21 protein-coding genes and 1 tRNA gene are annotated in these 26,111 nt (G+C 57.8%); 11 read left to right on the top strand and 11 right to left on the bottom strand.

Translation table 11 applies throughout. The features are described from left to right. Nucleotides 1–205 precede the first annotated feature (205 nt). The 4 genes from Q0J85_RS04570 to Q0J85_RS04555 all read left to right on the top strand — a co-directional run bounded on the left by Q0J85_RS04570 (nucleotide 206) and on the right by Q0J85_RS04555 (nucleotide 3,224). Nucleotides 206–1,060, top strand: coding sequence for an inositol monophosphatase family protein (locus tag Q0J85_RS04570; RefSeq protein ID WP_294478624.1), 855 nt, complete (start codon nucleotides 206–208; stop codon nucleotides 1,058–1,060). Next, nucleotides 1,057–2,412, top strand: a complete 1,356-nt coding sequence (gene rimO, locus Q0J85_RS04565; RefSeq protein WP_294478620.1) for a 30S ribosomal protein S12 methylthiotransferase RimO — start codon at nucleotides 1,057–1,059, stop codon at nucleotides 2,410–2,412. The genes Q0J85_RS04570 and rimO overlap by 4 nt, the downstream gene beginning before the upstream one ends. A gap of 30 nt (nucleotides 2,413–2,442) precedes the next feature. After that, nucleotides 2,443–3,066, top strand: coding sequence for a CDP-diacylglycerol--glycerol-3-phosphate 3-phosphatidyltransferase (pgsA, locus tag Q0J85_RS04560; protein ID WP_294478618.1), 624 nt, complete (start codon nucleotides 2,443–2,445; stop codon nucleotides 3,064–3,066). 70 nt (nucleotides 3,067–3,136) lie between these two features. Then, nucleotides 3,137–3,224, top strand: a tRNA-Ser gene (locus Q0J85_RS04555). Between the two features lie 300 nt (nucleotides 3,225–3,524). Here Q0J85_RS04555 and Q0J85_RS04550 read toward each other — a convergent pair. The 5 genes from Q0J85_RS04550 to Q0J85_RS04530 all read right to left on the bottom strand — a co-directional run bounded on the left by Q0J85_RS04550 (nucleotide 3,525) and on the right by Q0J85_RS04530 (nucleotide 7,552). Next, complete coding sequence (locus Q0J85_RS04550; RefSeq protein WP_294478616.1) at nucleotides 3,525–3,761, bottom strand: hypothetical protein; 237 nt, start codon at nucleotides 3,759–3,761, stop codon at nucleotides 3,525–3,527. Nucleotides 3,762–3,809: 48 nt separating this feature from the next. Then, nucleotides 3,810–5,396 carry an NERD domain-containing protein gene (locus Q0J85_RS04545; protein WP_294478614.1) on the bottom strand — a complete coding sequence of 529 codons (1,587 nt, stop codon included), beginning with the start codon at nucleotides 5,394–5,396 and terminating at the stop codon, nucleotides 3,810–3,812. A 189-nt stretch (nucleotides 5,397–5,585) separates the two neighbouring features. Then, a complete protein-coding gene (locus tag Q0J85_RS04540; RefSeq protein ID WP_294478612.1) occupies nucleotides 5,586–6,566 on the bottom strand; it encodes an SDR family oxidoreductase in 981 nt (326 codons plus the stop codon). A gap of 245 nt (nucleotides 6,567–6,811) precedes the next feature. Next, complete coding sequence (locus tag Q0J85_RS04535) at nucleotides 6,812–7,144, bottom strand: hypothetical protein (RefSeq protein ID WP_294478609.1); 333 nt, start codon at nucleotides 7,142–7,144, stop codon at nucleotides 6,812–6,814. Between the two features lie 51 nt (nucleotides 7,145–7,195). Next, on the bottom strand, nucleotides 7,196–7,552 hold the full coding sequence (locus Q0J85_RS04530) for a hypothetical protein (RefSeq protein WP_294478606.1): 357 nt from the start codon (nucleotides 7,550–7,552) through the stop codon (nucleotides 7,196–7,198). Between Q0J85_RS04530 and Q0J85_RS04525 the strand changes: the two genes are divergently transcribed. The 5 genes from Q0J85_RS04525 to Q0J85_RS04505 all read left to right on the top strand — a co-directional run bounded on the left by Q0J85_RS04525 (nucleotide 7,521) and on the right by Q0J85_RS04505 (nucleotide 16,068). Beyond that, nucleotides 7,521–8,573 carry a LacI family DNA-binding transcriptional regulator gene (locus tag Q0J85_RS04525; protein WP_294478604.1) on the top strand — a complete coding sequence of 351 codons (1,053 nt, stop codon included), beginning with the start codon at nucleotides 7,521–7,523 and terminating at the stop codon, nucleotides 8,571–8,573. The two genes, Q0J85_RS04530 and Q0J85_RS04525, sit on opposite strands and share 32 nt — an antisense overlap. Beyond that, the gene (locus tag Q0J85_RS04520; RefSeq protein WP_294478601.1) at nucleotides 8,570–9,328 is read left to right on the top strand and encodes a type II secretion system protein; all 759 of its coding nucleotides are present in this window, start codon (nucleotides 8,570–8,572) and stop codon (nucleotides 9,326–9,328) included. The genes Q0J85_RS04525 and Q0J85_RS04520 overlap by 4 nt, the downstream gene beginning before the upstream one ends. A gap of 39 nt (nucleotides 9,329–9,367) precedes the next feature. After that, nucleotides 9,368–11,563: a hypothetical protein gene (locus tag Q0J85_RS04515; RefSeq protein ID WP_294478599.1), complete on the top strand. Its 2,196-nt coding sequence runs from the start codon at nucleotides 9,368–9,370 to the stop codon at nucleotides 11,561–11,563. A 12-nt stretch (nucleotides 11,564–11,575) separates the two neighbouring features. After that, nucleotides 11,576–14,623, top strand: a complete 3,048-nt coding sequence (locus Q0J85_RS04510; RefSeq protein WP_294478594.1) for a beta-galactosidase — start codon at nucleotides 11,576–11,578, stop codon at nucleotides 14,621–14,623. A gap of 101 nt (nucleotides 14,624–14,724) precedes the next feature. Then, nucleotides 14,725–16,068, top strand: a complete 1,344-nt coding sequence (locus Q0J85_RS04505) for a mechanosensitive ion channel family protein (protein WP_294478592.1) — start codon at nucleotides 14,725–14,727, stop codon at nucleotides 16,066–16,068. Between the two features lie 14 nt (nucleotides 16,069–16,082). On the opposite strand, the gene Q0J85_RS04500 is transcribed toward Q0J85_RS04505, so the two are convergent. From Q0J85_RS04500 to Q0J85_RS04485, 4 genes are all read right to left on the bottom strand, one after another. Further along, on the bottom strand, nucleotides 16,083–16,829 hold the full coding sequence (locus Q0J85_RS04500) for an NAD-dependent protein deacylase (protein ID WP_294478589.1): 747 nt from the start codon (nucleotides 16,827–16,829) through the stop codon (nucleotides 16,083–16,085). A 28-nt stretch (nucleotides 16,830–16,857) separates the two neighbouring features. Then, complete coding sequence (locus Q0J85_RS04495) at nucleotides 16,858–18,321, bottom strand: MATE family efflux transporter (protein ID WP_294478587.1); 1,464 nt, start codon at nucleotides 18,319–18,321, stop codon at nucleotides 16,858–16,860. Then, nucleotides 18,315–18,773: a MarR family transcriptional regulator gene (locus Q0J85_RS04490; protein ID WP_294478584.1), complete on the bottom strand. Its 459-nt coding sequence runs from the start codon at nucleotides 18,771–18,773 to the stop codon at nucleotides 18,315–18,317. The genes Q0J85_RS04495 and Q0J85_RS04490 overlap by 7 nt, the downstream gene beginning before the upstream one ends. A gap of 129 nt (nucleotides 18,774–18,902) precedes the next feature. After that, the gene (locus tag Q0J85_RS04485; RefSeq protein WP_294478582.1) at nucleotides 18,903–19,787 is read right to left on the bottom strand and encodes a helix-turn-helix domain-containing protein; all 885 of its coding nucleotides are present in this window, start codon (nucleotides 19,785–19,787) and stop codon (nucleotides 18,903–18,905) included. Between the two features lie 233 nt (nucleotides 19,788–20,020). Between Q0J85_RS04485 and Q0J85_RS04480 the strand changes: the two genes are divergently transcribed. Further along, a complete protein-coding gene (locus Q0J85_RS04480; protein ID WP_294478581.1) occupies nucleotides 20,021–21,844 on the top strand; it encodes a hypothetical protein in 1,824 nt (607 codons plus the stop codon). On the opposite strand, the gene Q0J85_RS04475 is transcribed toward Q0J85_RS04480, so the two are convergent. Continuing rightward, nucleotides 21,823–23,742 (bottom strand): hypothetical protein, encoded by a 1,920-nt coding sequence (locus Q0J85_RS04475; RefSeq protein ID WP_294478579.1) that lies wholly within the window; start codon nucleotides 23,740–23,742, stop codon nucleotides 21,823–21,825. The two genes, Q0J85_RS04480 and Q0J85_RS04475, sit on opposite strands and share 22 nt — an antisense overlap. A gap of 214 nt (nucleotides 23,743–23,956) precedes the next feature. Here Q0J85_RS04475 and Q0J85_RS04470 point away from each other — a divergent pair, with 214 nt between their 5' ends. After that, nucleotides 23,957–25,213 (top strand): hypothetical protein, encoded by a 1,257-nt coding sequence (locus Q0J85_RS04470; RefSeq protein WP_294478577.1) that lies wholly within the window; start codon nucleotides 23,957–23,959, stop codon nucleotides 25,211–25,213. Nucleotides 25,214–25,223: 10 nt separating this feature from the next. Here the strand turns inward: Q0J85_RS04470 and Q0J85_RS04465 are convergent, their stop codons facing one another. Then, a complete protein-coding gene (locus Q0J85_RS04465) occupies nucleotides 25,224–25,877 on the bottom strand; it encodes a carbonic anhydrase (RefSeq protein WP_294478573.1) in 654 nt (217 codons plus the stop codon). Nucleotides 25,878–26,111 lie beyond the last annotated feature (234 nt).

Here is a 26,111-nt window from a genome sequence, read left to right as displayed (position 1 = left end):
GCCCGAAATGCGTTACATTTCAGTTGAATTCCGACCCCGGCGCTTGAAAAAAACGCCGTTTCGCCGTATAGTAATCATAATATAATAATGCACGCCGCATGCGAAAAAACAAATCGCCGGAAGAAGAAATGAAGAAAAAAACAGGCCTGACTTCCGCCCGGTGCCGGTTTCCGGCGAAGCATGCGGCCCGAAGTCATGGAGACATATGAATCGCTGGAAGATCGATCTGCTGCTGGAGCTGTTCCGGGAGGCGGGTGCGGTGGCGCTCCGTTTCCAGGAGAATCCGGAGGTCGGAATCAAGAGCGACCACACGGCTGTCACCCGCGCCGACCGCGAGATCGAAGCGCTGTTCGCCGCGCGGCTCGACCGCCCCGGCAACGGGAGTTTCCTGATCGGCGAGGAGAGTATCGAACAGCGCGATGAGGAGTACATCAAGTCTGCGCTCGAGGGCGAATGTTTTGTGTTGGACCCTGTCGACGGCACCGCTCCGTATGCCGCGGGCGTTCCGCTCTGGGGAATCTCGGTCGGATTCATGCGCAACGGCGTCCTCGAGGAGGGGGCCATCTGTCTGCCGCCGCGCGACGAGGCGTTTCTGAGCTGCCGGGGCACGATTTTTCATGCGCGCGGGGTGACTGGCGGGAATCCCGTGGTCGAACCGTTCATCCCGCACAAAGCTGTTTACACTCCGGCCGCCCCGATCTGCGTGGCGCAGAGCGCGGCGCGCAACTGGGAGTTCCGATTCCCGAATCAGATGTTTGTCTGGTCGGCCTGCGTCGCGGTCTACGGCGCGCTGCTGCGCGGCGGCGTATACGGGTCGATTCAGCATTGCAAATTGTGGGATCTCGCCGGCGGGCTGCCGTTGCTGAAACTCGCGGGGTTCGAGGCGCGTTACGAGGACGGTCGAGAACTCGGGTGTGACGTGGTCGCCGGCGGCAACTTTCTGCTCGACCCCGGTCCCGGCCGCTGGCGGCAGAAAGGGTTTGTGGTGATCGCTCCCGACCGGCAGGGGGTGGAGACGATCTGGAGTCAGGTGAACGTCAGGAATCCGGCAAAATCATGAAGAAGAAACTTGAACAAACGCCTCCGTCGGGCTCTGCCGTCTATCTGGTCAGCCTCGGATGCTCGAAGAATCTGGTCGATACGGAAGTCATCGCGGGGAGTCTGCTTACGGCGGGATATCTGCTCGCGTTCGACCCGGAGGAGGCGGATCTTTATCTCATCAACAGCTGCGCTTTCATCCCCGCCGCGCGTGCCGAGGCGGTCGAGGCGATCGAGGAGGCGCTCGGCTGGAAAGCGGAGCGCCCCGGCCGGCGCGTGGTCGTCGCGGGCTGTCTGCCTGAATGGGACAAACCCGGGGAGTTTCCGAAACGGTATCCGGAGGTCGATCTCTGGACCGGGGTGAACGATCTCGCCGCGATCGCGGCGCTGCTCGACAGGAAAGCCGAACCCGATCCGCGGCGGAGCGAGCCGGTCTGGCTCTATGACCACACCTCGCCGCGGCTGCTGCTGACCGTGCCGCACATGGCTTACCTCAAAATCGCCGACGGCTGCAACAACCGCTGCAGTTACTGTGCGATTCCGGGGATTCGCGGTGCGCTGCGCAGCCGCAGCATCGCATCGGTCGTGGAGGAGGCGAAGAATCTGGTTGCCGGCGGTGTGCGCGAGCTGCTCGTCATTGCGCAGGACATCACGGCGTTCGGCGCCGACCGCCCGGGGGAGGGGGAGGAGATCGCTGGACTGCTCGAGGAATTGAACACGATTCCGGGAGATTTCGTGATCCGGCTGCTCTACACCCATCCGGCGCACTACACGAGGAAGTTCATCGACTTCATGGCGCGGACCGATACGAAAGTTCTGCCGTATCTCGACATTCCGCTGCAGCACATCAACGACCGTATTTTAACGGCGATGCGGCGTCATGTGACGAAAGCCGAAACGGTTGCTCTGCTTGCGGAATTGCGTGAACGGATACCGGATTTGACGATCCGGACGACTTTCATCACAGGATTCCCCGGTGAGACGGAAGAGGAGTTCGAGGAGCTCGTGGAATTCGTGAAAGAGCAGAAGTTTGAACGCTGCGGGGTATTCCCGTATTCGCCTGAGCCGCGGACGCCTGCGGCGGAGATGGCGGATCAGGTCCCGCTTGAGGTTGCCGAAGCGCGCGCGAAGAAGCTCATGGCGCTCCAGAAGCGGATCATGAAGAGAGCGAACCGGAGCTGGATCGGTCGGGAAGTCCGCATGTTGATCGATGAAGTCGATCACGGCCGCGCGATCGGCCGCGCGATGATGGATGCGCCGGAGATCGACAACCGGATCGTGCTCGAACGCGCGGGGCGGAGAAAACCGGGGACATTCTGCCGGGTCCGGATCACGGATGCGGACAGTTACGGATACAGTGCGGAACTGCTTTGATTTGAATCGAAAGGAAAGGAACTTCATGGCATGAAACAGATGAATCTTCCGAATCTGCTGACGATCAGCCGGATCATTTTCATTCTGATCTTCGTGGTGCTTGCGTCGGTGGCGGATCGTCTGGTGATTACGTCGGAGTCGCTGCGTTTCGGGGTGCGTCTCGGGGCGTACATTCTGGCGATCATTGCGGCGGCGACGGATCTGCTGGACGGGTATCTTGCGCGGCGGTGGAATCAGGTGACGGATTTCGGGGCGCTGATGGATCCGCTGGCGGACAAGATTTTCGTGACGGCGACGATGCTGATTGCGGTGGAGTGCCGTCTGATGCCGGCGTGGATCGCGATCGCGGTGCTCTGCCGGGAATTCATGGTGACGGGTCTGCGGACGCTGGCGGCGAAGAAGCAGGTGGTGATTTCGGCGGACCGCTGGGGGAAGATCAAGACGGCGCTGCAGATGATGATGCTGGCGATCGCGGGTGCGTCGTGGGTCTGGGAGTTCGATTTGCGGCAGGAGAAGTGGTTTGCGATCCGGCTCTGGTATGTGTGGATCGCCTATTTGTGCGGGATCGTGCTGGTGACGGTGGGGTCCGGTGCGGCCTATTTCGTGCGTTACCGTGCGTTGTATCTCGGGGAGGCAACCGGGAAAAAGGCGTGATTTTCCGCATATTCCGGTGATACCGGCTTGCAAAAACGCAAAACGGCGTTATATTGAATAGCGCTGAACCGGAGAGATGGTTGAGTGGTCGAAGGCGCCACATTGGAAATGTGGTGTACCGCAAGGTACCGAGGGTTCGAATCCCTCTCTCTCCGCCATTTACAAATGATGACTTTATGAGCATTCGCAATCCGATGTTTCATAAAGTCTTTTTTTATTTGACCGATTGCTGTTGAAATCTGGGAATCAGCTGTGTATTGCAAAGAATAACCGACATCGCAACCTCCTCATTGCTGTTTTGCTCAAGAAACAATAAGGGCGATGTCGGCCTTTTTCCATTTCATCGCGGCGTTTTTCTCAAAATACGTTCACTTCTGTCAAGAACCGTCGAAGAACCTCATTTTCTTCGGATTCAATGATTGAAAACAATCCTCGCCTGCTGAAAATTCTCGTACCGATTATTTCTCTGCTTCCTTTTCTTTCTCGAATCGTTCCCTCGCTTTTTTACGACGTTCTATCTCGAACCTGAGGTTTTCTTCGGTGTCGGCGTAAATCGTTTTGCCGTTCCATTCGAGGCTCTTAAAATATTCCGATATCGTTCTGATTTTTTTGCTCTTAAAATATTCCGACAAGGTTTGTTTGTTTTCGTCCACAGTGAATTTCCCTCCTTGCTGCTCTCTTTGATCAACTTGCACGTTTTTTCCGGGAATCTGGACGGACTCTGCCGCGCGATGCCGCCAGCTTCAACTTTTTTTCAGGATGATCAGCTGGTGAATGGCCCGGCTCATCGCCGTGTAGAGCCCGCGCGGGTCGCGCCAGCGCGGATCAGCATCCGTCACATCATACAAAATCACGACTTTCTGCTCGCAACCCTTGAATTTCATATAGGTGTAATAGGATACCTCCAGTTTTCCGAGCGCTGCTTCGCGATTCACGATATGGAATCTCCCCACCGTGGAATCCGTTCCCATGGAGGTGTGTTCCAATGTGTGCGCGCCGAGGATGACGATGTCCCGGAGGGGAATCCGTTCTCCCATCACGAGCCGTTCCAGTTCCGCTGCGAGATGGGCGCGGCAGTCACCGTACAACACGCGGACGTCAGCCCCCGTCGGCGCCCGGTCCGAGATGGTTGCGGAGAGGTTCTGATAAGGGCGCAGATGCTCGAAGATCTTTCTGGTGTTCCGGCAGTTCTGCGTCAAAACAACGGGAGGGATTCCGAAATCCGGCAATTTGAGCTCTTTCGTGTAGATATTCTGATCCGGATCATAAAAAATATAAAAATATCCATCCACTTCCGGCAGAAGCGAAATCGCCTCCCATGCCTCCGGTGAAAAATCCTGCCCCTCATCCACAATGACCGCGTCGTAACAGAGACATTTATGGAAGATATATTGTTTCAGCAGTTTGGGCAGTACGTCACTGTAAAGTCTGGGATCGTTTCGATATTTCTCCACCTGCTCCGCCGGAAGTTTCATGATTTCGATGCAGTATTCAAAGAACGCCGCGACGGTGACGTTTGGAAATCCTTTCATCGATCTCTGCAGATGCCCTGCCAGCAACTGATTGAAGCACAACAGCAGAACGCTCTTCCCCTGAGCTGCGAGCGCGACGGCTTTTTTCTGGGCCATGACCGTTTTTCCGGAACCCGCACAGCCGAGAATCTGCAGTTTTTTGAACTGAGTCAGAGCTCCGAGCAGAGCGCACTGCTGTTCGGTCAGCAGGAAAAACTGCTTTTCCTCTCCGGCGATCCGTTCGGAAAGCCGGGTCCCGTATTCAAAGACGGGCGATAACGCCTGCATGATATCGGCGGGGGATACCGCTCCTCCCAATCGGTTGGGAATCTGCGTCTCCTCGAGCACCCTTGAGGCGAACTGCTCCACATAAGGCAGGGCGTCACCGGTCAGGACGATGCCTTCTGCCTCCGCCGGCCAGCACTCCTGAAACCCGCAGGAGGGGAAACAGACCGCGTGGGCGAATCTGAGCGGAATCGGCCGGTTCAGCCTCTCCTCGAGCAGCTGACGGACGGCGTATTTGTTCCGTTTTGCCTGGTTGACGGGGTCGATCTCGCGATCCTCCTGATACCAGTGCCCGTTGCGATAGGAGATCGCTCCGCCCTTTACCTCGAGCACCAGAAAACCCTTGACCGGATGGTAGAGCAGAAAATCGATTTCTCCATCCCACCGTATCAATCTCTGGTCACGGGTGACGTAGTCGAAAGAGTGAAACACGCTCCAGTCATCGGAGAGATTTTTTCTGATTGCCTCAAATACGATCTGTTCCGACATCGGCCGCCGGGTCGGATCGCATTCCGCAGGGATCATTATGGCCATAATTCACCAATGTTTTCCGGGAATCATCTATTCTGGTATCAGAGTCGCCCAATTATCGTTAATAAACTGAAAATCAATCTGATGCTTCGTCACACCATATTCCGTCGAAAATAAGATAGCACAAAAAAATTCGATTGCAAATCCACGTCTTTGAAACGGCCGGATATCATTCCGGATCGGGAACAGCTGTCACAGGTTTTCGACGTACCAGTTTACGGCTTCTTTCAAGCCCCGTCTGACGTCGAATTCCGGGGCGTAACCGAGCAGGGACGCCGCCTTGCCGATGCTGGCCAGGCTGTGGGGGATGTCTCCGGTGCGGGCCGGGCCGTGGATCGGTTCGATTTTGCCGATCTCCGGATCGCAGGCGGACAAAAATTCCCGCAGAAGAGTGAACAGCTCATTCAGCGTTGTTTGTTCGCCGCAGGCGATGTTGTAGACTTGGTTGACCGCGGCCGGATCTTCTGCGAGAAGTGATAACTCGTTTGCCTGAAGAACGTTGTCGATATAGGTGAAGTCGCGGCTGTTGCTTCCGTCCCCGTTGATGACCGGGCTCTCGTGCTTCATCAGACTCTGCACGAATTTCGGGATCACCGCCGCATAGGCGCCGGAGGGATCCTGTCGGCGGCCGAAGACGTTGAAATAGCGCAGCCCGATCGTCTCGATCCCGTACAATCTGCTGAAATTCTCGGCATAGAGTTCGTTCACATATTTCGTGATGGCGTAGGGGCTCAGCGGTCTGCCGATTTCGTGTTCGACTTTCGGCAGGTTCGGACTGTCGCCGTAGGTCGAACTGCTCGCCGCGTAGACGAACCGTTTGACCCGCGCCTCCTGTGCGGCGAACAGCATGTTGACGAAACCGCTGATATTGACCTCCGTCGTGGTAATCGGGTCTTTGATCGAACGCGGCACGCTGCCGAGGGCGGCTTCGTGGAGCACAAAATCCACGCCGGAAACCGCTTCACGGCATTTGGCAAGGTCGCGGATGTCCCCGACGATCAGCCGGAAGTTCCGGTTGCCGTGGAACGGCGCGAGGTTCTCCGGTCTGCCGGTCATGAAGTTGTCGAGGACGACGACTTCGTTGCCTCGGTTCAGCAGCATTTCCACCAGATTCGATCCGATGAATCCGGCGCCGCCGGTGACCAGTATTTTGCGGTTTGTCACGTTTCGCATGGTACGATTTCTGTTGCTTCCCGCCGAGCGCTCCGGAGGGGACGGACGATTCCGTCTGTTTTCCGTTTCCCCGGTCATGCCGCGGAGTTCGGCGATCCTTGTATAAGGTAGCACTTTTCAACGGCTTTTCAACTTCCTCCCCCCGGAATCGGGTCGGAAATCCGGTGAAAAAGCCGCGGCGCGGTCCCTGCGGGGATGGTCCGGCATTGGACGCGGGACGAGCGGGCGCGCAAGATTCCGGGCGCTCAGGAGAACATTGCGCCAGCCGCGAACAGCCCGGCCGCGGTCGCGAACGAGATCCCGAGTCCGGTGTAAAATTCCCAGCTGCGGAACAGCTTCCGGAGATCGACCGCAGCCAGCCGGGCGGCGAGGAGAAGCACTCCCGCCAGCCCTCCGGCGATCACGAGCGGAATCAACCCGAACAGCAACAGAGGGTTGTATGGCCACGGATGCCCGTCATTCAGCATTGTCGAGAGTGCCAGATAGAGGGCGGACATGATCAGCGTCCCCGTCAGCCAGGCATAGGCGATCACCGTCCAGAGGAGAACTTTTGCGATATTCCGGGAGTTGATTTTCATGGAAGCGCCTCCTTTCTCTGCATTGGATTTCTCTTCTGCCCTGTTCTGAAATTATGCTCCTGCGGTTTCCGGTGGCTCAGATGGAGTGCTCCACCAGAAGTCGGAGTCTCCGCCGCCGGACACGCGAGGCGGAGGAGCTGGAAAACCGCAGCGGGAAACCGGACGAAATATCTCATGGTCAACCCTTTCCAGATGGAGTTCCACATGTAACATAGCATGGCCGGAACGGTTTTGCAAGGGGGATTCAACCATCCGGGGATTGCATAAATTATTCATGAAAATTAAAATTTTTTGCAGAAATATCCCAAAACTGTTGTTTTTTGCATAAAACTGTGTCATAATAATCACGACGGAACGAAAATCGAAAGGGGAGAGTATGACGATCAGGCGGATGAACACGGTCAACATGACCGATGTTGCTCTGCGTGCAGGAGTGTCGCAATCGACGGTTTCCCGGGTCATCAACAATCATCCGGGGATCAGCCGCCGGACGCGGCAGAGCGTGCTCGATGCGTTGCGGATTCTCGGATACAAATCCGAGATTCTCAGCTTGATTCAGCCGCAGCATGAAAAGTATGAATTTTCCGTGACGCTTCTGATGTGTCCGCTGCCGGAGCAGCGCGACCCGTTTGCGCTGGAGTATTTCAGCATTCTTGCCGATGGCGTCCGGGACGGGTTGGCGGGTGAAAACGTGAAGTTCCAGCTCCGGACGCTGCGGGCGGGGACGGAAGAACCGCCGGAGTTCGAGGCGGAGCGCGACAGCGTGATCCTCGTCGGATATCCGTCGGAGGGGCTGCGGCGCAATCTGCGTGAAGCCGGGATCGATTATCTCATAACCTCGGGCGATATCTACTCCGACACCGAAGATATGGTTACGGTGAACAATTTCGAGGTCGGGGAGATCTGCTGCCGCTGGCTGCTGGATCATGGATTCAAACGGATCGGATTTCTGCTCAACCCGCACAACCTCCCGCGGTATGCCGGGTTTCAGATCGAACTGCAGCGTCACGGACTGCAGGTGCGGGAATCGGATTTCCGGCTGCGTCCCGACACGAATCTGAGCGGATACATCGAGGCGATCCACCACTGGATCGCGGAGAAAGATCTGCCGGAAGCGTTGGTGGTCAGCTATATCGAAGCGGCGCAGACGGTTCTGACGGTTTTGCGGCTTCACAATATCCGGGTTCCGGAAGACCTCTGCCTCATGGCATTCGACCATCATCCGGGCCAGAAGAGCGAGATTGTGAGCATGCACAGCGATCCGTATCAGCTCGGATACCGGTCGGCGCGGCGGATGCTTGAGAAAGTGAGATGTGTGGAGAAGAGCCCGATTCAGGTCGTTGTCCCCATGACGCTGACCGCGCCGGATGCTCTGCTGAATAACGGAAAAATGGAATCCACCCCAGACCAGGAAAGGACAAAGGAATGAGGAAACAACATTTTACACTGATCGAGCTTCTCGTGGTGATTGCGATCATTGCGATTCTGGCGTCGATGCTGCTCCCCGCGTTGAACAAGGCCCGTGCCCGCGGATATGTTGCCTCCTGCAAAGGAAATATGAAAAGCCTGGTTTCCGGATTGATCATGTATGCGTCGGACAACAACGACCAGCTGCCCACCCACAATGCGCTGCCCGTGGAAAACAGTTCAAGTCAAAAGTATCAATCCACCTGGTGGATGTGGCACTTGCGCAGCAATTACGGAATGGGGGACAAGGTGTTTCTCTGTCGCGGCAATCATCGCCGGACTGACAATGATTCCGCGGAAAACTTTTTGCCCGGTCTCGGCTGGATTCTCGGAAACAAGGAGATGGATGACCAGTCGACCAATTACTCTATGAATGTTAATCTACTCAAAGTCTCATCTTGGGGCAAACAGGGAATCCGGGGGAAGATCACGAAATGTGATTCTCCCACCAAATCCATGCTCGTTCTCGAATATGCCTGGCCGTTTTTTGTCGACGGACTCAACAAATTCAACTGGACTCAGAGCCGGTTCGGGAAAGATCCGAAATACTTGCGCGACCACCAGAATACGGAAACCAATTTCGGGATGGTGGACGGGCATGTCGAATCGCTCAAGTTCGGCGTAAATCCCCGTGGCATCTGGAGCAATCCATTGCGTTCCTGGTATGAGAAAGGCAACTGGACGTTCGGCGAACTCTGGTATCCATCCGCAAATTAGCATCCAGGCCGGTTTGACTGTAATTCATTTGAGGAAAGAATGATGATGTGGAAATTTTTGTCTCAATTTCTGGCATTGACGATGACGGGGGCGGTGGCCGTCCCGGCTGCGGAGATCGAGGTGCGACAGCCCGCCTACCGGTTTTCGGTTGAGGACGGGAAAGCTCTCATCTCCGATTGTGACGGAACCCCCATGCTCGAACTCGGGACGCTGCGGATCGCCTGGGGAAACCCGCAGGCCGGGAACGGGGTTTCCGCCCGGAGAAACGGAAAGAATCAAATCGCCGTCACCTACAAGACGGAAAACGATCCGGAACATCTGGTTGACTTTTCCGCGGTTTACACGGCGACCCCGAAGATTCTCAAGGCACGGTATCGGCTCTCTGCTCCGGAATCGATGGATGTCGGCGGAACACAGCTGACTGTCCGTCCGGTGGCGGGCACGAAAAAAGGCGAGCTGTACAAATCCGGGCTCTGGACGCGCCATCCCCATGGCGGGGTGCCGTATGAAGTGCGGGACGGCTATTTCCGGGCTTTCCCCGGCAAGGGGGAGTTTTCGCTCTGGATGCTTGTGACCGGTCACCACGGATGGTCGGATACGAATATGCAGCATTTGAGTTTCCGGCCGGAGAAAGAGGGAAGCCGGGAGCGGTTTGCCGAACCCTGTTTCTTCCTGACGCCGAAAACATTTTCCGGTGCGGCGGCTGCGGCTTATTTTCACGACCGCCCGGTCTCGGTCGAATTCGGGAGCGCAAAACCATTCCATCTGTTCGAGACCGGTGACGTCCCGGCGAAATTCACGGTGACGGTGACCAATGTGACCGCGGCGAAGCTGCCTGGCGCAACGCTCACTGTCACGGCCCGCGACTTCGACGGGAAACTGCTGCTCAATGAAAAACTCCCGATCATGGCGGAACCTTATCGGACGCAGGAGTTTGCATTTGAACTTCCTGCGACGGATCGGAATCTCTTTTTTGTCGAAGCCGCCGCCAGAGCCGGCGGAAAAGAGGTTTTCTCCCGTACGAACGTCGCAGTGTTGCCACCATTTGAATTCCGGCATCGCGCGGAGGGAATTTTCGGAATCGCGGCCTTTTTCGATGTTCCGGACCGAAAGCAGGTGTTTGAACTCATGCGGCGGCTCGGAGTCTACCATCTGCGCCAGGGAGACAACCGCATCGCCGAACAGTACGGGATGGTCGCGTTCGGGCACGGCAACGTCAGTCCCCGCATCTCGACCGAAGATTGGATGAAAGCGCGCGACAAGTTCATCGACAAACTCGTGACGAACCGGAATCCCGCTTTTGAATTCGGCAACGAGTGGAACATGAATCAGAAAGGCGAAGAACGTGAGCGGCGTGCCCGCGTCTATGCGGAATTGACCGCCGATCTGCGGCGCGCCCGCGACCGGAAAGGGGCTGATTTCAAGATCGTCTCCCAGGGAATCGTCAACAATGATGTCGCATTTCTCCGCTTGATGCACAAGTATCTGCAGCAGAACGGCGGTTGGGATCTGATCGACGGCGTCGGTCTGCACCTCGGGCGTGGCAACTGGACGCCCGACAACCTCGCCGGCGGCTGGAACTATCTCGGCCCCCTCCGGCAGACGAAACGACTCCTGCGCGAATTCGGCGAGAAGCCGCTCTATATCACCGAGGCTTACGCCAAGACCAAACCGAACGACTGGTGGTTTGACTCCTATCGCCAGGCGGCGGAGAACACGATTCTGACTTTTGCGCTCGGCATGGCCGAGGGGGTTGCGGCGATCCACTTCTACCAGCTGCACGACGGGGTCTGGCACGATATCGGCGGCGTAAACGAGAAGGACGGCGAGTATCATTACGGATTGCTCATGCGGGATAACTCACTCAAGCCGTCCGCCATGGCCTATGCCGCCGCCGCGGAGGCGCTCGACGGGGCGAAGTTCGTGAAATATTATGAGCCGGAGAAGAGCAAGGTTCGCGGCATGATTTTCGATACGCCGCGCGGAAAACTCGCAATTCTCTATGACCGCACGGAGGGATACACGCTCTCGAAAAACAGTAAGAATTTCGGTCATCCCGAACCCTGGGTCTCCTCCTGGAAAGTGAAACATGACGTGAAGTTTCCGGTCTCCGGAGAGTCGATCACGGTTATCGATCCGATCGGCCGCGCCAGAACGATCCCGGCGAAAAACGGCAAGGTCACTTTAACGCTCGACGGTGCGCCGCTGATGGTGCTCGGGCTTGACATCCAATAAACAGGAGTATACATGAGGAAAAAATGGTTACTTGCCGCCGCCGGACTCGTCGCCGGGCTGACTGCCGCCGCGCTTGACCCGATGGAGAAGATTGACGCCTATTCGATCGAGGTGACGCCGGAACTGCACGGGACGGAGAACTTCTTTCCGCTGGGAATTCTTGGCGATCGGGCGTTTTCGCAACTCCCGTTCCTCGGGCTGAATATCACGGAGAACATCTATACCTGCTACGATTTCCGCGCAGGGAAGCCGAGTCAGCTCAAGAAAAACAGCCGCGACGACAAAGGCACTTACTTCTACTGCCTCTGGGCGGCGCATTCGCTTTACAGTTCGCGTGATACGGCGAATTACGGAAAGCTGAAGAATGCGATGAAATCGGACGGCACTGCGTATGGAAATCATACGATCTCCATTTTCGACCCGCAGACGCGGAAATATGTGCTCGACGCGGCGGCGTTTTCGGCGAAAAGCGTGCTGGAACGCGACACGGACAACATCACGCTCTGGGGAATCGACAACGAATATGAACTGCCGCCGGATTACTCTCCTGAGGCGCTCGCCGCGTTCCGTAAGGATCTGGAACAGGTGTACGACGGCGATCTCGATCGGCTGAACCGGGCGTGGGGCAGCAGTTACAGGAGTTTTGCCGAGGCGATGCCCCCCGCGGTGTCGGAATGCCGTGAACGTCCCGGCGCGTGGCTCGACTGGAGACGGTTTCAGGACCGCGCCTACGCGGAGTTCATCGCGGATTATTTCAAGGCGATTCGCGATGCCGACCCGAAAAAACGGCCCGTGATCTCGAAGTCGACGCAGTGTACGATCGAGATGCAGGCGTGCGTTCGCAACCGCGCGCTCGATCATGAGGTGCTCGCAGACCTGGTCCGCGATTCCGGGCAGGGATGGTACGGCATCGACCAGTATGGTCACGGCGACCGCAGCGCCTACGAACTGAACTACTTGTACAACTGCATCCTGCCGGACGACCCGGAGGATGACGAATACCGTTACGGCCTCTTTTCGGCAGAGACGAACAATCATGCCGGTCCTGGGTGGCAGTTCGCGCAGACGTTCTGGCGGTTGATGGCGAACGGGTTCAAGGGGGCGGATTTCTTTGTGATGGGATCGTTCATGGCGTCGCGGGATTACGCGACTTTCAGCATGACCTACCCGGACGGGACGCGGCGGGATCGTTTCTTCTACCTTTCGCGTCTCGCGTCGATGGTGCACCGGGCCGAAGCGTTCATGGCGCAGAGTCGCCCGGTTCCGGGGCTGCCGCGCGTGGCGATGCTGATGCCGAAACGCGAAGTCCTGCTGGCCGCGGATACGGGCGTGAGCTGGTGGGATTATTCTAACAATAACCGGTTGAACGTGTTCCGTCGTCTGCGCGATATGGGGTACTGGGTTGACGTGATTCCCTACGGGAAGCTGAATCCGGAATCGATGAAGCGTTATCAGGCGTTGCTGCTGGTCGATGCCGAACATCTATCCGCCGAGGAGTGCGGGCAGATCGCGGATTATGTGAAGCGGGGCGGCGTGCTGCTGGCCGACATGCAGTCGGGCCATTACAATGAGCACCACGAGGTAACGGAGGGGCTGGCCGATGTGCTCGGGGTGAAGTTCCTGGGCGTCTACACCGGCATCGAAGTCTCGCCGGACGATCTCTGGTACAACACGCGCTACGGAAACGTGATTCGCGGGGATGGCCGGATCGTGGCGGATCTTACGACGGGAAAACTTGAGAATGAACAGGATGTGTTCCGGAATTTCAAAGGGGCATGGATCGTCCGGAACAATTTCGGAAAAGGGGTTTCGCTCTGGTTCAACACGCGGCTCGGAGCGTTGCGCCCGGAGAGCGTTTCGGACAAGGTCATCGCGGAGTGGCTGGCGGATCGGCTGGCGTCGGCAAAGGTCTTGCCCGGATACCGGTTCGGAGACCGGAGCGAACTTCTGCGGGTCGAATATCCGCTGACCGACGGAAAAAAGAACATCGGAATCATGATCGCCGGTGTGACGAATCTTCCGGTTCCCGCGGGGGAACTCTCGATCGATCTTCCGGCGGGCCGGGAGTACCGGACGGCGTTCTGGGCGCCGGCGGAGTCGACGAAACTCGAGCCCGTGGAATTCGAGATGCGCGGTAACACCGGGGTATTCCGGATGCCGGAAATCGCAACTTCCGGAATGCTTTATCTCTTTGAGGATCATGCTCCTCTGCTGGGTCAGTACGTCGATGGCGTCTCCGCTCACGCCGAGCATGACGTCCACACCGTCGAGTTGATCCCGGGGAACACTTTCCGTGTGAAGAGCCAGATCGCGAATCCGTCTTCGGAAGAGATTTCCGGCGGGACGCTGAAGCTCAATGTATTGAGCGACTGGAACGTGGAACCGGCTTCTTACGAAGTCGGGAACATTGCGCCGGGTGAGATCCTGGAGTATGAATTTCTGGTGACGATTCCGGAGAAAAGCGGGTTTTACCAGCCGAACCGGGCCTATCCGCTCGTGAGCGTTTACGAGCGGGGAGGGAAACGGATTGCGATCAACAACATGGTCGTCACGATCGGTCTTGACCTGACGAAGTACGAGCTGCTGCTCTCGGACAACGAGGGAGCGGACAACACGTTCCGGGAATTCACGCTGCTGACGGGGGCCGAATACCGTTATCTGAACGGAGATTCCACGGTGAAAGATCCGCGAAACCGCAAAGAGCCCGGCCGCAGCGGCAACGGTTTGACGAACCGGAGAAACGACTGGGACTGGGGCGTCGAATTTCTGACGAAGAAATCTGTCGTGGAGTTCGACTTGAAGCGGGATTACGAACTTACGACTGTGACGCTGGTCAATCGCGGAAAGCCTCTGCCGTCGGCGGTGGCGCTGTCAGTCGGCGACGGGAAGACGTTCCGGACGCTGGAGCGGGTCTCAGATCCCCGGTGGAACGAGCGTCGGGAACTTGTGCTGAAGCTCGATGACATCCGGGCGAGGTTCGTCCGGATCGAGCTGGAATTCCCGAGTGACCGGGGCGGCATGCTCGACGAGATCGAGATCAGCGGCCACCCGTTCAAATAACCGGAAAAGTCCGCTCTTCGCCGCATCCCCGACCGGATGCGGCGTTTTTTCTTGACAAACTTCAATTCCGGGGATACTGTAAGGATTTGGAGGGATTTGTCATGAGGCGTATGATATGGGTTCTGATGTTCTGTCTGGCCGCGGTTGTTGCACCGGCCGAGGAGGCGCTGTCGCTGCCGGAGCTGCCGGAAAGTGCCGCTGAAACAAGTTCGGAGAAGAAAAATCCCGCTCCGGCAAAAGAACGGGAGGAGGATACCGAACTCGACCGGATCCTCTCCGGCGAACAGGCTCTTCCCGTTCTGAACGAGGAGCGGATCGCCGCAAAAGTCGATCGCCGCTTCTCTGAGGCGGAAAACTGGTTTGTTCGGGAAAAGGATGCGATTTTCACTCTGCTCATCGCTTCCGGCATCGCGATTCTTGCGGGTGCCGCGCTCGCATTCGGACTCCGGTGGCTCGTCGCGCGCAGCGACGCCGAATGCCGCAGAATGCGCTGGCAGTTCGTCGCGGCACTTTCCGGACCGGTGATCCTGATGGCGGTGTCCGGCGTCATCTTCCTCTTTCTGCTGCCGGTGCTCCATTCGCTGCCGGAACTTTATCCGCTCGACGCACGGCTCTTCTTCACGTGGATCACGCTCCTCGCTGCCCGCGCCGGATTCCAGCTCATTACGCTGCTCGACGTGAAGATGCGCGCATTCGCGAAGCGCCCCGACAACAGTCTCGATTCGCTCATGGTCGACATCACGCGGAAGCTCCTGAAGATCGTCCTCGCAGTCGTGACCGTGCTCTTCATCGGGCAGAGCATCTTTCAACTGAATATCACGACTTTGCTGGCCGGCGCCGGTGTGGTCGGGCTGGCCGTCGCATTCGCCTCGCGCGAGACGCTGTCGAACTTCTTCGGTACGCTCGTCATCATTCTCGACCGTCCGTTCCGGATCGGCGACCGCGTGCAGATCGGCGACGTGAACGGCCTCGTGCAGTCGGTCGGCATGCGCAGCACCCGCGTGATCACCGCGAACGAAAGTATTTTTTCCATCCCGAACAGCCGCATCGCCGAACAGCCGATCGAAAACATCAGCACCCGCGGCGTGATCCGCTACGCGCTGGTTCTGGGACTCGATTACGCAACCTCCGCCGAACAGCTCCAGCAGGCGATGACGATTCTGCGCGAAATTACGACCGACTTCAAGGGAAAAGATCAGCCGCAGTATTTCCCCCGGATCTTCTTCGAGGAGTTCGGCGCATCCGCATTGAACATCCGGGTCATCATGTGGCTCAAGACCACGAGCTTCGATCGGGAGGAGCAGCTCCGGACCGAGGTGAATCTCACGATTCTGCAACGGTTCAACGAGGCGGGACTCTCGTTCGCATTCAATACTGTGACGAACAACCTCACCGGCTCGGTCCAGCTTTTGCCGCCGTCCGTTCCTGCGAGTCCGCAGTCGTAATCCGGGGGGGGCGCTCACTGATTTTCGAGCCGGCTTTCGAGGTCGCCGAACACCTCCTGCAGGTCGTCGTACCGTGCGGCGGCGTAATGGTCGAGCGGCGTCGGCTGGGCGTTCACAATCACGATTTTACCGCCGCCGTAGTGGGTCGCCAGCGGCAGCGAGGCGGCGGGCTGTACGGTCAGGCTGCTGCCGAGCACGAGCAGCAGATCCGCCTCGCCCATCTCCTTGAACGCCTGATTGAGCAGCAACTCATTAAGATTTTCGCCGTAAAAGACGATGTCCGGCTTGATCACGCCGCCACAGGGACAGCGCGGCAGCTCATCGGCGAGCACTTTCGGAGCGATTTCTTCGTAGGAGAACTCCTTCCGGCAGCGCAGACAGTGGTGATGCGCGGGGCTGCCGTGCAGTTCATAGACGTTTCTGCTGCCCGCTTTCTGGTGCAGCAGGTCGATGTTCTGCGTGTAGATGCTCGAAAGCATGCCGCGCGCTTCGAGTTTCGCGAGGACCCGGTGGACGGCCGCGGGATGGAAATCGTCGAGCCGGTAGATGAACTCCTTTGCCCATTGGTAAAAGAGGGAGGGATCTTCATAAAAGCACTCCAGCGAAAGAATTTCCTCCACCTGCCGGCCGTGCCACGGTTGAAGATAGACGCCGTTTTTTCCACGGAAATCACGGATTCCGGAGAGCGTCGAGATTCCCGCTCCCGTGAATGCGATGGTGTGGCGGGACTCCCGTAAAAATCGTTTGAGTTCGTCGTGCATAATGAACAACTCCTTGTATGCGAGCTGGTTATTGCGTGTCACTTTCGCTGTCGAGTTCGGCCTGGTCCGTGGCGGCCACCTGCAGTCGGTTCACAAGTTGGCGTCCCGGTTTCATCTGGGCGGCACTCTGCTGCGGGGCAACGCCGTCTGCCGGCAGGTGGTTGACCATGTGCCGCGCAAGCAGATATCCGATGCCGCCGGCAAGCACGTCGGCCGCAAGCCGTGCCGCGAAGAGCGCAACGAGCGAATGCAAATAGAGCGCAAGCAGTGAGAGCGGAATCATCAGCCCGATGATCCGCAGCGCATTCAGCCACGCCGCCACTGCCGGTTTGCCGCAGCCGGTGAAGAAGAATCCCGAATAACGGTGAATCTCAATCATGCCGAACCCCCACGGAATGATATACATGCACAGTGTCATGATCTGCTGGACATCCTGATCCGGCGAGAAGAACCGCACGAGCACCGGCGCCGCGAAAAAGTAGATCACCGCCATCCCCAGCAGGAACAGGAATGCAAACCGCATGGCAAATCTGCGGCAGGCCCGGATCCGGTCGTAGAGTCGCGCGCCGTAATTCTGCCCGACCATCGAGAGCAGCGGAATGCCGAGCGCCATCGGGAAGATGAACGCGACCATTTCGAGCCGTCCGGCCGCCGCCGTCGCCGCTACGGCCGTGTCGCCGAACGCCGCCGTGATCCGCGTGATGATCGTCGACCCGATCGGCATCATAAGCATGCCGAGCGAGGCGGGAACTGCGAAGCGGATGACCAGTTTCCAGGAGCTTTTGAGCTGCCGCCACGGAATCCGCTCGAATCGGAGCAGCCCGTGCCGCTTGTAGAGAACATAAAGCACCACCACCGTCGCGACGAGCTGCGAGCCGATGGTCGCGAGTGCCGCACCGCGGATTCCCATCGCCGGAACCGGGCCGAAACCGAAAATGAAGATCGGGTCGAAAATCACGTTGATGAACATACCGACGATCATCATGCCGCTGGCGACTTTCGAGTCTCCGGCCGCAATCAGCAGGTCGTTTCCGGTCATCGAGAGTGACGCGGTCGCGCAGCCGAAATACCAGATGTTCATATACCCCTTGACCAGTTCGAGCGTTTCACCCGTCGCCCCGAATTGTTCAAAGATCCATTCCGAGGAGGCCATTCCGAGCAGCGCCAGCACGATCGAGACAAGGAAGATCAGCAGGATTCCGGAGGTGACAAGCCGCGTCGCTTTATTCTTCCTGCCGCTTCCGAGCGCCTGGGCGGCGGTCGTCATCACGCCCGAGGCCAGCCCGCGGAAGAGGCACCCGATCAGCATGATGACCGGAAACGTGAACCCCATCGCGGCCAGCGGCGACTTGCCGAGCTGTCCGACGAAGTAGGTGTCGGCGATGTTGTAGCCGGACATCGCGAGCGTTCCGGCCAGCATCGCAAATCCGGTTTTGAGCATGGTTCCCTGAATGGAACCCCGGGTGTAGACGGCATCGTCATTTTTCAGCATGATTGATTTTCTTTCGATTCGAGGAGACGACGGAGCAAATCTCCCACGGTCTCCAGTGCTTCAAGTTCCGCAGATGTGGCCGAACGGAACAGTTCTGCGACGTGCTCCTGGAATTTCGCGTCGATTTCCGCGAGATTTCTGCGGAATTCCGGCTCCACCGTGATGAGCACGCTGCGGCGGTTCTGCGGATTGACCTCACGGCGCAGGATTCCCGCCCGCACGAGTTTCGCCACAAAAGCCGAGGCCGCCGGCGCTGACAGTCCGGTATGGCGCATGACATCGTGCAGCGAACACGGTTCGTTTCGCAGAATCGCGCTCAGGTGATTCAGCAGCCGGGGCCCGAACTGCGCGAGCGGATCGTCGGCATTGCGCTGTTCCCAGTATTCAATCACGCATTTTCGCCGCAGATCCTCGACGAGTCCGTGCATCCGACAGAATGAGGTCAAATCCATATTCATTTCCAAAATGGAATAGTTTTGTTTTGGAAGTATAATATAGCTTGTTTTGGGGGAAATGCAATCCTGCCACGGATTTTTTTTGGGTGATTCCTGGACGCGGAGAGGACAGGGGCTGATTCGCAATCAACCGGGAGGCAGGCAAGTGGTGCGGAACTCCCGCGGGGAGCAGCCGTATTTCCCGCGAAACGCCGTGGAAAAATAGTAAGGGGAGGCGTAACCGCACCGCCAGCTGATTTCCTTGATGGGAAGATCGGTGGCTGTGACCATGGATTTGGCGATTTCCAGCCGGAGATCGATCAGCCAGGCCATCGGATGCTTCCCCAGATGACGATGGAACAGACGAACCAGGGTAGACTGGCTCACTCCCGCGTTATACGCGATCTGCGCAAGCGAGATTTTGTGTTGAAACGAACTGTTTATGAAGTCCAATGCGGCAAGCAGCGGCGCGGGAAAGGCGCTGCGTTTGGAGTGGAAACATTCCGCCAGCTGAAAGAGAAGCTCATACACATCCCCCGCAATGCGCGATTCGGAATCGTGTTCTTTGCAGCAGAGCTGTTTGAGCAGGGAGTCGATGCGCGACTCGAACTCCGCCGGGTTCTCCGGTTTCAAATGGCGCATTCCCACCAGTTTCAGCGATTCGACGATGGCGTCCAGCAGGCTGCCGGTGAGACAGAGGACTTTTTTCCGGTAAAAACGCCCCTCGTCGGTTCGGATAATCGTATCCGCATTGTGATGAACGAGATAGATTTCTCCCGGGAAAACTTTCGCCGCGCAGTGATCATCCTCGTAGACGACCGCTCCGGCGGTTACCAGCTCGATGGCAAGGTCGGGGTTGTGGTTGTGCTGAAAATAGCTCGACCCGTTGCGTTCCACCTCGAAGCCGCTTCTCAGAAAAAGACTCCTGGCGGACATTGCGGCAGTCGGCCAGGTATGAAACTGCATTTTCATACTCTGATAGTAACCCGGACTGTACAGATCTCCGTGCTGGTTTTGCAACAGATTCGGCATGTTGAATCCTTTTGACTGTATTTTGAATCTTTTATAATGCAGGTGCGGTTCTCTTTTTGTAGAAAATAGCATATAATAGAGAAAAGACAAGCGTGAATTTTAGATTGATCAACGGAGCGCAGGAGGAGCTTCGGGGAAAACAGTACGTCACCCTGTGAGTCGTTTCCCGGATTGGAAACGGCTGACAAACCACAACAGAGAGGAAAGAAAAAGGGATTTAGAGGAGTGTGAAAATGGAAAACACGATGCTGCTTTATCGTCTTCCTTACGGGAAATTTCTGCACACGGAGTGGAAAACGCTGGAATTCATGCGGGATGCGGGAATCGATCTGATCGAAATCTCCCCGATGAACACCGCCAACTCGCTGGGGGAGCCTTATTCCGATTATCCGCTGATCTGGAAACGGGAACATCTTTATGATTTCGACCTCCTCGACCAGCAGTTTGAAGAGCTTCTTTCTCATCATCCATCCGCGCGGTTCATCACGACCGTCGATTTGAATTCTCCGCTCTGGCTCACGCGGGAACTCTCGATGGACTCGTTCTACAATCTGAGCGACTGCCATTATCACAAACAGTGGAAAGAACTTACAATGAATTATCTGTACGCTTTCCTCGATCACTGTGAATCCCGCTGGAAAGAGCGGGTGGCAGGATATGTGATCGCCTGCGGACGCACTTTGGAGTGGATCGAACACGCGAATGAAAAACTCACGACCTGGAAAGTCCTCCATTTTCGGGAGTGGTGTGAGAAATATGAGCCCCGAGAGTATCTTCCGCCTTTGATCTATCCCGGCGTCTCTCACCGTTACGATGCGGTCTACGATCCGGATACGGAGGCGAATTTCCCGGCGTGGCTCCGGTATGTCAACGCATCGACGGCGGATCTGGCGATCGAATTCATCACCGCAACCCGCTCCCGGATCCGGGAGGAGGCACGGATCGGCATCTTCTATTCACATATCCGCAACAGCGGAATTTATGGACAGCTCGACTGCGAACGGGTGCTCGACACCGCTCCGCCGGATTTCGTGATCGGTGCGGCCTGCAACCGGCCGTTCGCCATCGGCGGCAATTCCGGTTACATCGGCGTGACGGAGATGCTGCGTCGCAGAAAGATCAATTTCCTGTTTGAATGCGACCGCATTACCAGTGACGCCAATTTGAAGCTCACGGATTACTTCACCCTTTCCGGTGGAATCTGGAACGGCTGGAAAAATCCGCAGGAGGATGTCGCCGGACTCAAGCGGGAACTCGGCATGTGCATGGTCAACCGGCTCTCATTCTGGTTTTTCAATATCTGGGGCGGAATGTATCGGGCAGAGGAGACCCGCGCCATGATCCGCCGTGCCGTCGAGGTGTGGAAAGAGTACGCCGCCCGCTCCTCCGGTTCCGCCGCCCAGATTCTGCTTGTGATCGATCCGGAGAGCAATTATCAGCTGCACAGTGAGGCGCAGATACGCCGTTTCGGCGAGCTGGAAAACCGCATTTCCGCGGCCGGACTGCCGGCGGATACGGCGACCTGGGAGGATTTGAAACACGTGGACCTCTCCCGTTACCGGCTGGTGATCTTCCAGAATCTGGTCGTGATGGACGATGCGAAAGAAACCTTGCTCCGGGAGAAGCTCTGCTGCGATGGAAGAACGGTGGTCTTTCTCCATCAGGCGGGGATCATCCGCAACGGGGCGTATGCGCCGGAGAATGTCGAGCGTTTCACCGGATTTCCGGAGGGACTTCCCGGCATTCACATTCGGAAACAGGAGAACTGGACGGAGGTCTACGCCCCTGAGGCGAACGATTTGACGGAAACGGAGATTCGCCGGCTGGCGAATCTGGCCGGAGTGCACATTTACGTGCAGGATGCGGCGTTTCATGCGTCCGCCGAGCTGCTGTCGATTCACTGCGGGACCGGGGGCGTCCGGGAGATCCGGCTTCCGTTCCGGGCCAGACGGGTCATTGAGATCTTCGACAACCGGGTCGTCGCGCAGGATACGGACTCTTTCACGGATTCATTCGACGCTCCGGGGACGAACCTCTATTTCCTGGAAAGAGATTGAGTGTCCGGTTTCCCGGAGGGAGACTCCTCGTCCGCTCTCTCGGAAACGGATGAGGAGGTTTCCCACGGGATCGTCGCGGCGCGCAGCGAGAAGAACACGCGCAGCAGAATGATTGCGAGGAGTGCGGCGTAGAGATAGGGGTGTCCGAAGAGCAGCAGCAGCGGCAGCAGGATGCAGAGTGCTCCCGCCTGAATATTTTTCCGCAGCAGAAAACGGATTCCGCAGAGAACGAGCGCAGCCGGAATCAGATAGAGCCAGGGCCCGAGCTCCTGCGGCAGCCCGAACGGGAGAAATGCGATGCCGGAACCGGCCGGCAGCACGAGCAGCGTCGCGGCGCCTGCGAGGAAGAGCGTGACTGCGAGTTCCCGGGGGGAGATCTCATTCCAGCACTCGAGTGCGGCAAACGCCGCAAGCATGGCGGGAAATGCGCCGAAGACGAAGCGGCGCGCGTCGCAGAATGTGTGGCTGTACCCGAAAAAGAACCAGATGACCGGTACGCTCCAGAGCGCGAACGTGCTGCGCAGTTTCGCATTGCGCAGCAGCAGCATGCCGGTGATTCCGAGCGTCCACGCGGCGTGGTTTGCGCCTGCGAGGAAACGGATGTTGCGCCCCTCGAGAAACGTGCGGAGCGTGAAACCGTTGACCGGCCGCAGCCCGTCCGCTAGATCGGGGTAGTGCAGCACGTAGCCGAAGGTCATCGGGTTGCCGAACTGGTGGAAGTTGATCCATAGCTGGATGCCGAATGCCGCGAAGAACCCCGCCGCCGCAAGCGGCACGAGGAGTCCGAGCTGTTTCGGATGGCGCAGCGCGTCCGGAAACTTCCCCGCCGCGATCCACGCGAGCAGCGGCGCGAAGAAGATGTTGTTGATCCGCAGCAGGCAGCTGAAGCCGAAGAGAAATCCGAGCAGCAGCACGAACCGCCGTTTCGGCGGCATGTACAGCGCGAGCGCGATCGAGCCGAGGACGGCGCAGAGACTCGGCGTATCGCTCATGGCGTTGAATCCCGCATTGATGAGCGTCCCGTAGAAGAACCACGCACTGCCGCCGGAAGTTGCGAAAATGGATTGAAAGACTCCCTGATTCCAGAGTTCGACGTGGAAGTGGAAGAACGGCCACGCCGCCCAGGCGAGCATCGGGAGCGCCGCCTTGAGATTCGATAACCCGAGACGGCGCAGAATCAGAAATCCGAGCACGAGCGCTCCGGGGGCGAGCACGTATCCCGAGAAGTACGAGAACGGAATCGCGATGTCGTAATAACACTCCGCACCCGTCGCGAAGAGAAACGGCAGATAGAGCAGCCCCGTTCCGATCGTGAAGCTCCACGGCCCGGAGAATTCGCCCGCGGCCATGTCGGCGGCGGTTTCAAAGTAGCCGTTCTCATCCGCCGCGGCGGCGAAGACGTTCTGCCAGGTGAGCAGAGTGTCGGACAGCAGCAGCAGCCGGACCAGCACGATGAGCGCGATGAAAATGAGCGCTTCCTGCCGGGAGTTGAGCGGCGGCCTGTCCGGGAGCGGTTTCCGCCGCCGCAGATAACCGATCAGCAGAACTCCGATCGCAGCCGCGCATATGACCGTCAGGAGCATGCGCACGATCGGCTGCGGCAGCACCTGGACGATCTCGCGTTTCCCGTCGACGCCGGTTTCGCTCACAAGTTCCGGTGAGAGAAAGCCCCCGCCGGGCAGGGCGTAGAATGTGTTGGCGGTTGCGAGCGGGTGCTGCGCCGAGAACCCGGTGAACGGCTCCCCCTGAAATTCCACGGGACCCGGCGGCTGGATGCGCAGGACTTTCGCATTCTGGTCGGGCCGGTCGAATACCGGAACGGAGTCGGTGAGCAGCAGAGTTCCGGCGGAGCAGGCCGCCGCCGTCAACAGCAGGAGTGTCAGAAAGAGTGTGCGCATCGATTCCCCGTCCGGTTTTCCATTAAGATACACCGGTGAGAGAAATTTTGCCAGTGGTCCGGCGGAAAAGCCGTATTTTTTCCCCGGAACAGCCGGGAACATGTTTTGCGTTGCCGGATTTGAAAAAAACGCTCCGATGTGCTATTTCTAAATAGGCCGGGCATTTTTCATGCCGCGATTGATAGATTCATCATCCAGAACCGGGAGGCGAGCCATGTCTGAAACGGTGATCGGCGTTTCGAGCGTCAATCCGCATTATTTTACGATCAACGGCGAACTTCGGCTGCTGATCAGTTCCGCCGAGCATTACGGCGCTCTGATCAACCGCGCATTCGATTTCCAGCGCTATTTCCGTGAGCTCAAAAAGAACGGCTTCAATCAGACCCGGCTGTTCGGCGGCAGCTACTTCGAGCGGTCGAGCGATTTCAATTTCGACTCGAATCCGCTTGCGCCGGGGGCCGGACAGCTTGTACCGCTCTTCGCCGGGCCGGAGAGGGAACGGCTGCATCCCGAATATGTCGCACGGCTGCGCGATATTCTTTCGACTGCCGACGCGGCGGGCATCGTCGTCGAGTTCACGCTGTTTTGCGTCTTTTACAACGAGAACAACTATCGGGATTCCCCGTTTTACGATCCGGCGGTCGATCGCCGGGAGTTCTTCAACGCCCTGACGCCGGAGAAGAAGCGTTATGTGCGCCTGGTCCTCGAGCAGCTGAACGATTTCGACAACGTCATCATCGAACTCGTCAACGAACCGTACTGGATGGTCCGCGATTCGGCGCCGGTGCTCCGTTTTCAGCAGGAACTTGCGGAATTCGTCAAAACTCTCGCTCCCGGGAAACCCGTCGCGTGGAACGTCGACAATACCTTTTCCTGCGCGTTTGACGATGTTCCGGCTGCGGATGTGTTGAATTTCCATTACATGCGCCCGGAGTGCGCGCCCGCCAACTGGCATAGAAATCTGCCGATCGTCGATGATGAGACCGGATTCTGCGGCTCTGCGAACCGCCCCTACCGGCAGGAGGCGTGGCTCGCGCTGCTGGCGGGGGCGGCGGGGTACAGCAATCTGGATATGGCCTATACGGTCGAGACGCCGGACGGGGCGGAACACTGTTCCGCCGGGTGCACGCACGGCGGAGGGAAAGGTTTTCACCGCGAACTGGCGGCGCTCGCGCAGTTTCTGGGGAAATTCGACTTCTCCCGTGCGCGTCCGGCGTTCCACGTATTCCGGCCCGACTGCCGGGCGGCGGCGCTGGCGCTCGGGGGAAAACACTTTCTCGCGTATGCGGCGGAGACGGCGGGGAAAGGGCTCGCCGTTTCGCTGCCCGCCGGAACGTATACGCTGCGCTGGTACGACCCGGTGACGACGGAACTTCTGCGGGAGGAGCCGCACGTTTCCGAAGAGCTCTGGATGCGTCCGGTCACTCCGCCGACGGAGGGGGAGATGCTTTTGGAAATTCTCCCCTGCTGAGGAGCGCGGTTCAGAGGAAATCGGACTCTCCGGCGAGCGGGAGGAACTCCTCTTTTTCGGAGTCGTAATCGTAGAGTTCGCCCTCGTGCAGGTTGAAGTACCAGCCGTGGATATTAAGATTACCGGCCTCGACCCGTTCGCGGATCCACGGGAAAGTCATGAGGTTTTCCATGGAAAGCAGGATGGAACTCTCCTCGCAGGCGCGCAGCTGGAGCTCCTCCGGCCTGTCGCCGAGACGCTCTTTGACCCGGTGGCGGGCCGGTTCGGCGAGCGTGAGCCAGCGTGTGAGGAACTCCGACGGATGATTGTGCCACTCCTCGGACATGAGGGTGTGGATTCCGCCGCAGCCGGAGTGGCCGAGCACGATGATGTGCTTGACTTCGAGCACACAGACGGCATATTCGATCGCGGAGCTCACGCCGTGAAACGTCGAGTCCGGATGATAAGGCGGCACGAGATTCGCGACATTGCGGATCACGAACATCTCCCCGGGATTGCTTCGGGTGACATGGGCGGGGTCGACGCGCGAATCGCAGCAGGCGATCATGAGTGCGGCGGGCATCTGGCCGTGCCTGAGGCGCGAATAGAGCTCGGTGCTGTCGGAAAAATAGGTTTTGCGGAAATGGCGGAAGCCGTGAATCATTTTCTGGATGGCCGGATCCATCTGTTCTCCCCTTTCTGGTTGATCGTGTTCCGGAATATCGCGGAACAATACACGTCTTTGCGCGACTTTTCAACTTCCCAACCTCATCTCCAGCAGAATTTCCATGTAGAACAACCGATTGTATTTCCCGGAAATGCGTCTATAATAAAGAAAGAAGAATTTTCACAGCCATCCCATAGGAAAAGAAAAAGTTGAAAGATGATGGTTCTGGATGCAACTTATATTTCAGCAAAA

Origin of the sequence: uncultured Victivallis sp. (genome assembly GCA_944389935.1) — a bacterium.
GTDB lineage: Bacteria > Verrucomicrobiota > Lentisphaeria > Victivallales > Victivallaceae > Victivallis.
The sequence above is the reverse complement of the archived record's forward strand: the minus strand, read 5'-3'. Positions and strand labels throughout refer to the sequence as shown.

What these genes read in the sequence shown, in the direction of transcription:
- Q0J85_RS04500 (WP_294478589.1), bottom strand. Translation starts at nt 16,829, where the DNA reads ATGCACGACGAACTCAAACGATTTTTACGGGAGTCCCGCCACACCATC.
- Q0J85_RS04540 (WP_294478612.1), bottom strand. Translation starts at nt 6,566, where the DNA reads ATGCGAAACGTGACAAACCGCAAAATACTGGTCACCGGCGGCGCCGGA.
- Q0J85_RS04470 (WP_294478577.1), top strand. Translation starts at nt 23,957, where the DNA reads ATGTCTGAAACGGTGATCGGCGTTTCGAGCGTCAATCCGCATTATTTT.
- Q0J85_RS04515 (WP_294478599.1), top strand. Translation starts at nt 9,368, where the DNA reads ATGATGATGTGGAAATTTTTGTCTCAATTTCTGGCATTGACGATGACG.
- rimO (WP_294478620.1), top strand. Translation starts at nt 1,057, where the DNA reads ATGAAGAAGAAACTTGAACAAACGCCTCCGTCGGGCTCTGCCGTCTAT.
- Q0J85_RS04510 (WP_294478594.1), top strand. Translation starts at nt 11,576, where the DNA reads ATGAGGAAAAAATGGTTACTTGCCGCCGCCGGACTCGTCGCCGGGCTG.
- Q0J85_RS04525 (WP_294478604.1), top strand. Translation starts at nt 7,521, where the DNA reads ATGACGATCAGGCGGATGAACACGGTCAACATGACCGATGTTGCTCTG.
- Q0J85_RS04480 (WP_294478581.1), top strand. Translation starts at nt 20,021, where the DNA reads ATGGAAAACACGATGCTGCTTTATCGTCTTCCTTACGGGAAATTTCTG.
- Q0J85_RS04505 (WP_294478592.1), top strand. Translation starts at nt 14,725, where the DNA reads ATGAGGCGTATGATATGGGTTCTGATGTTCTGTCTGGCCGCGGTTGTT.
- Q0J85_RS04490 (WP_294478584.1), bottom strand. Translation starts at nt 18,773, where the DNA reads ATGGATTTGACCTCATTCTGTCGGATGCACGGACTCGTCGAGGATCTG.
- Q0J85_RS04495 (WP_294478587.1), bottom strand. Translation starts at nt 18,321, where the DNA reads ATGCTGAAAAATGACGATGCCGTCTACACCCGGGGTTCCATTCAGGGA.
- pgsA (WP_294478618.1), top strand. Translation starts at nt 2,443, where the DNA reads ATGAAACAGATGAATCTTCCGAATCTGCTGACGATCAGCCGGATCATT.
- Q0J85_RS04475 (WP_294478579.1), bottom strand. Translation starts at nt 23,742, where the DNA reads ATGCGCACACTCTTTCTGACACTCCTGCTGTTGACGGCGGCGGCCTGC.
- Q0J85_RS04530 (WP_294478606.1), bottom strand. Translation starts at nt 7,552, where the DNA reads ATGTTGACCGTGTTCATCCGCCTGATCGTCATACTCTCCCCTTTCGAT.
- Q0J85_RS04535 (WP_294478609.1), bottom strand. Translation starts at nt 7,144, where the DNA reads ATGAAAATCAACTCCCGGAATATCGCAAAAGTTCTCCTCTGGACGGTG.
- Q0J85_RS04570 (WP_294478624.1), top strand. Translation starts at nt 206, where the DNA reads ATGAATCGCTGGAAGATCGATCTGCTGCTGGAGCTGTTCCGGGAGGCG.
- Q0J85_RS04520 (WP_294478601.1), top strand. Translation starts at nt 8,570, where the DNA reads ATGAGGAAACAACATTTTACACTGATCGAGCTTCTCGTGGTGATTGCG.
- Q0J85_RS04545 (WP_294478614.1), bottom strand. Translation starts at nt 5,396, where the DNA reads ATGGCCATAATGATCCCTGCGGAATGCGATCCGACCCGGCGGCCGATG.
- Q0J85_RS04485 (WP_294478582.1), bottom strand. Translation starts at nt 19,787, where the DNA reads ATGCCGAATCTGTTGCAAAACCAGCACGGAGATCTGTACAGTCCGGGT.
- Q0J85_RS04465 (WP_294478573.1), bottom strand. Translation starts at nt 25,877, where the DNA reads ATGGATCCGGCCATCCAGAAAATGATTCACGGCTTCCGCCATTTCCGC.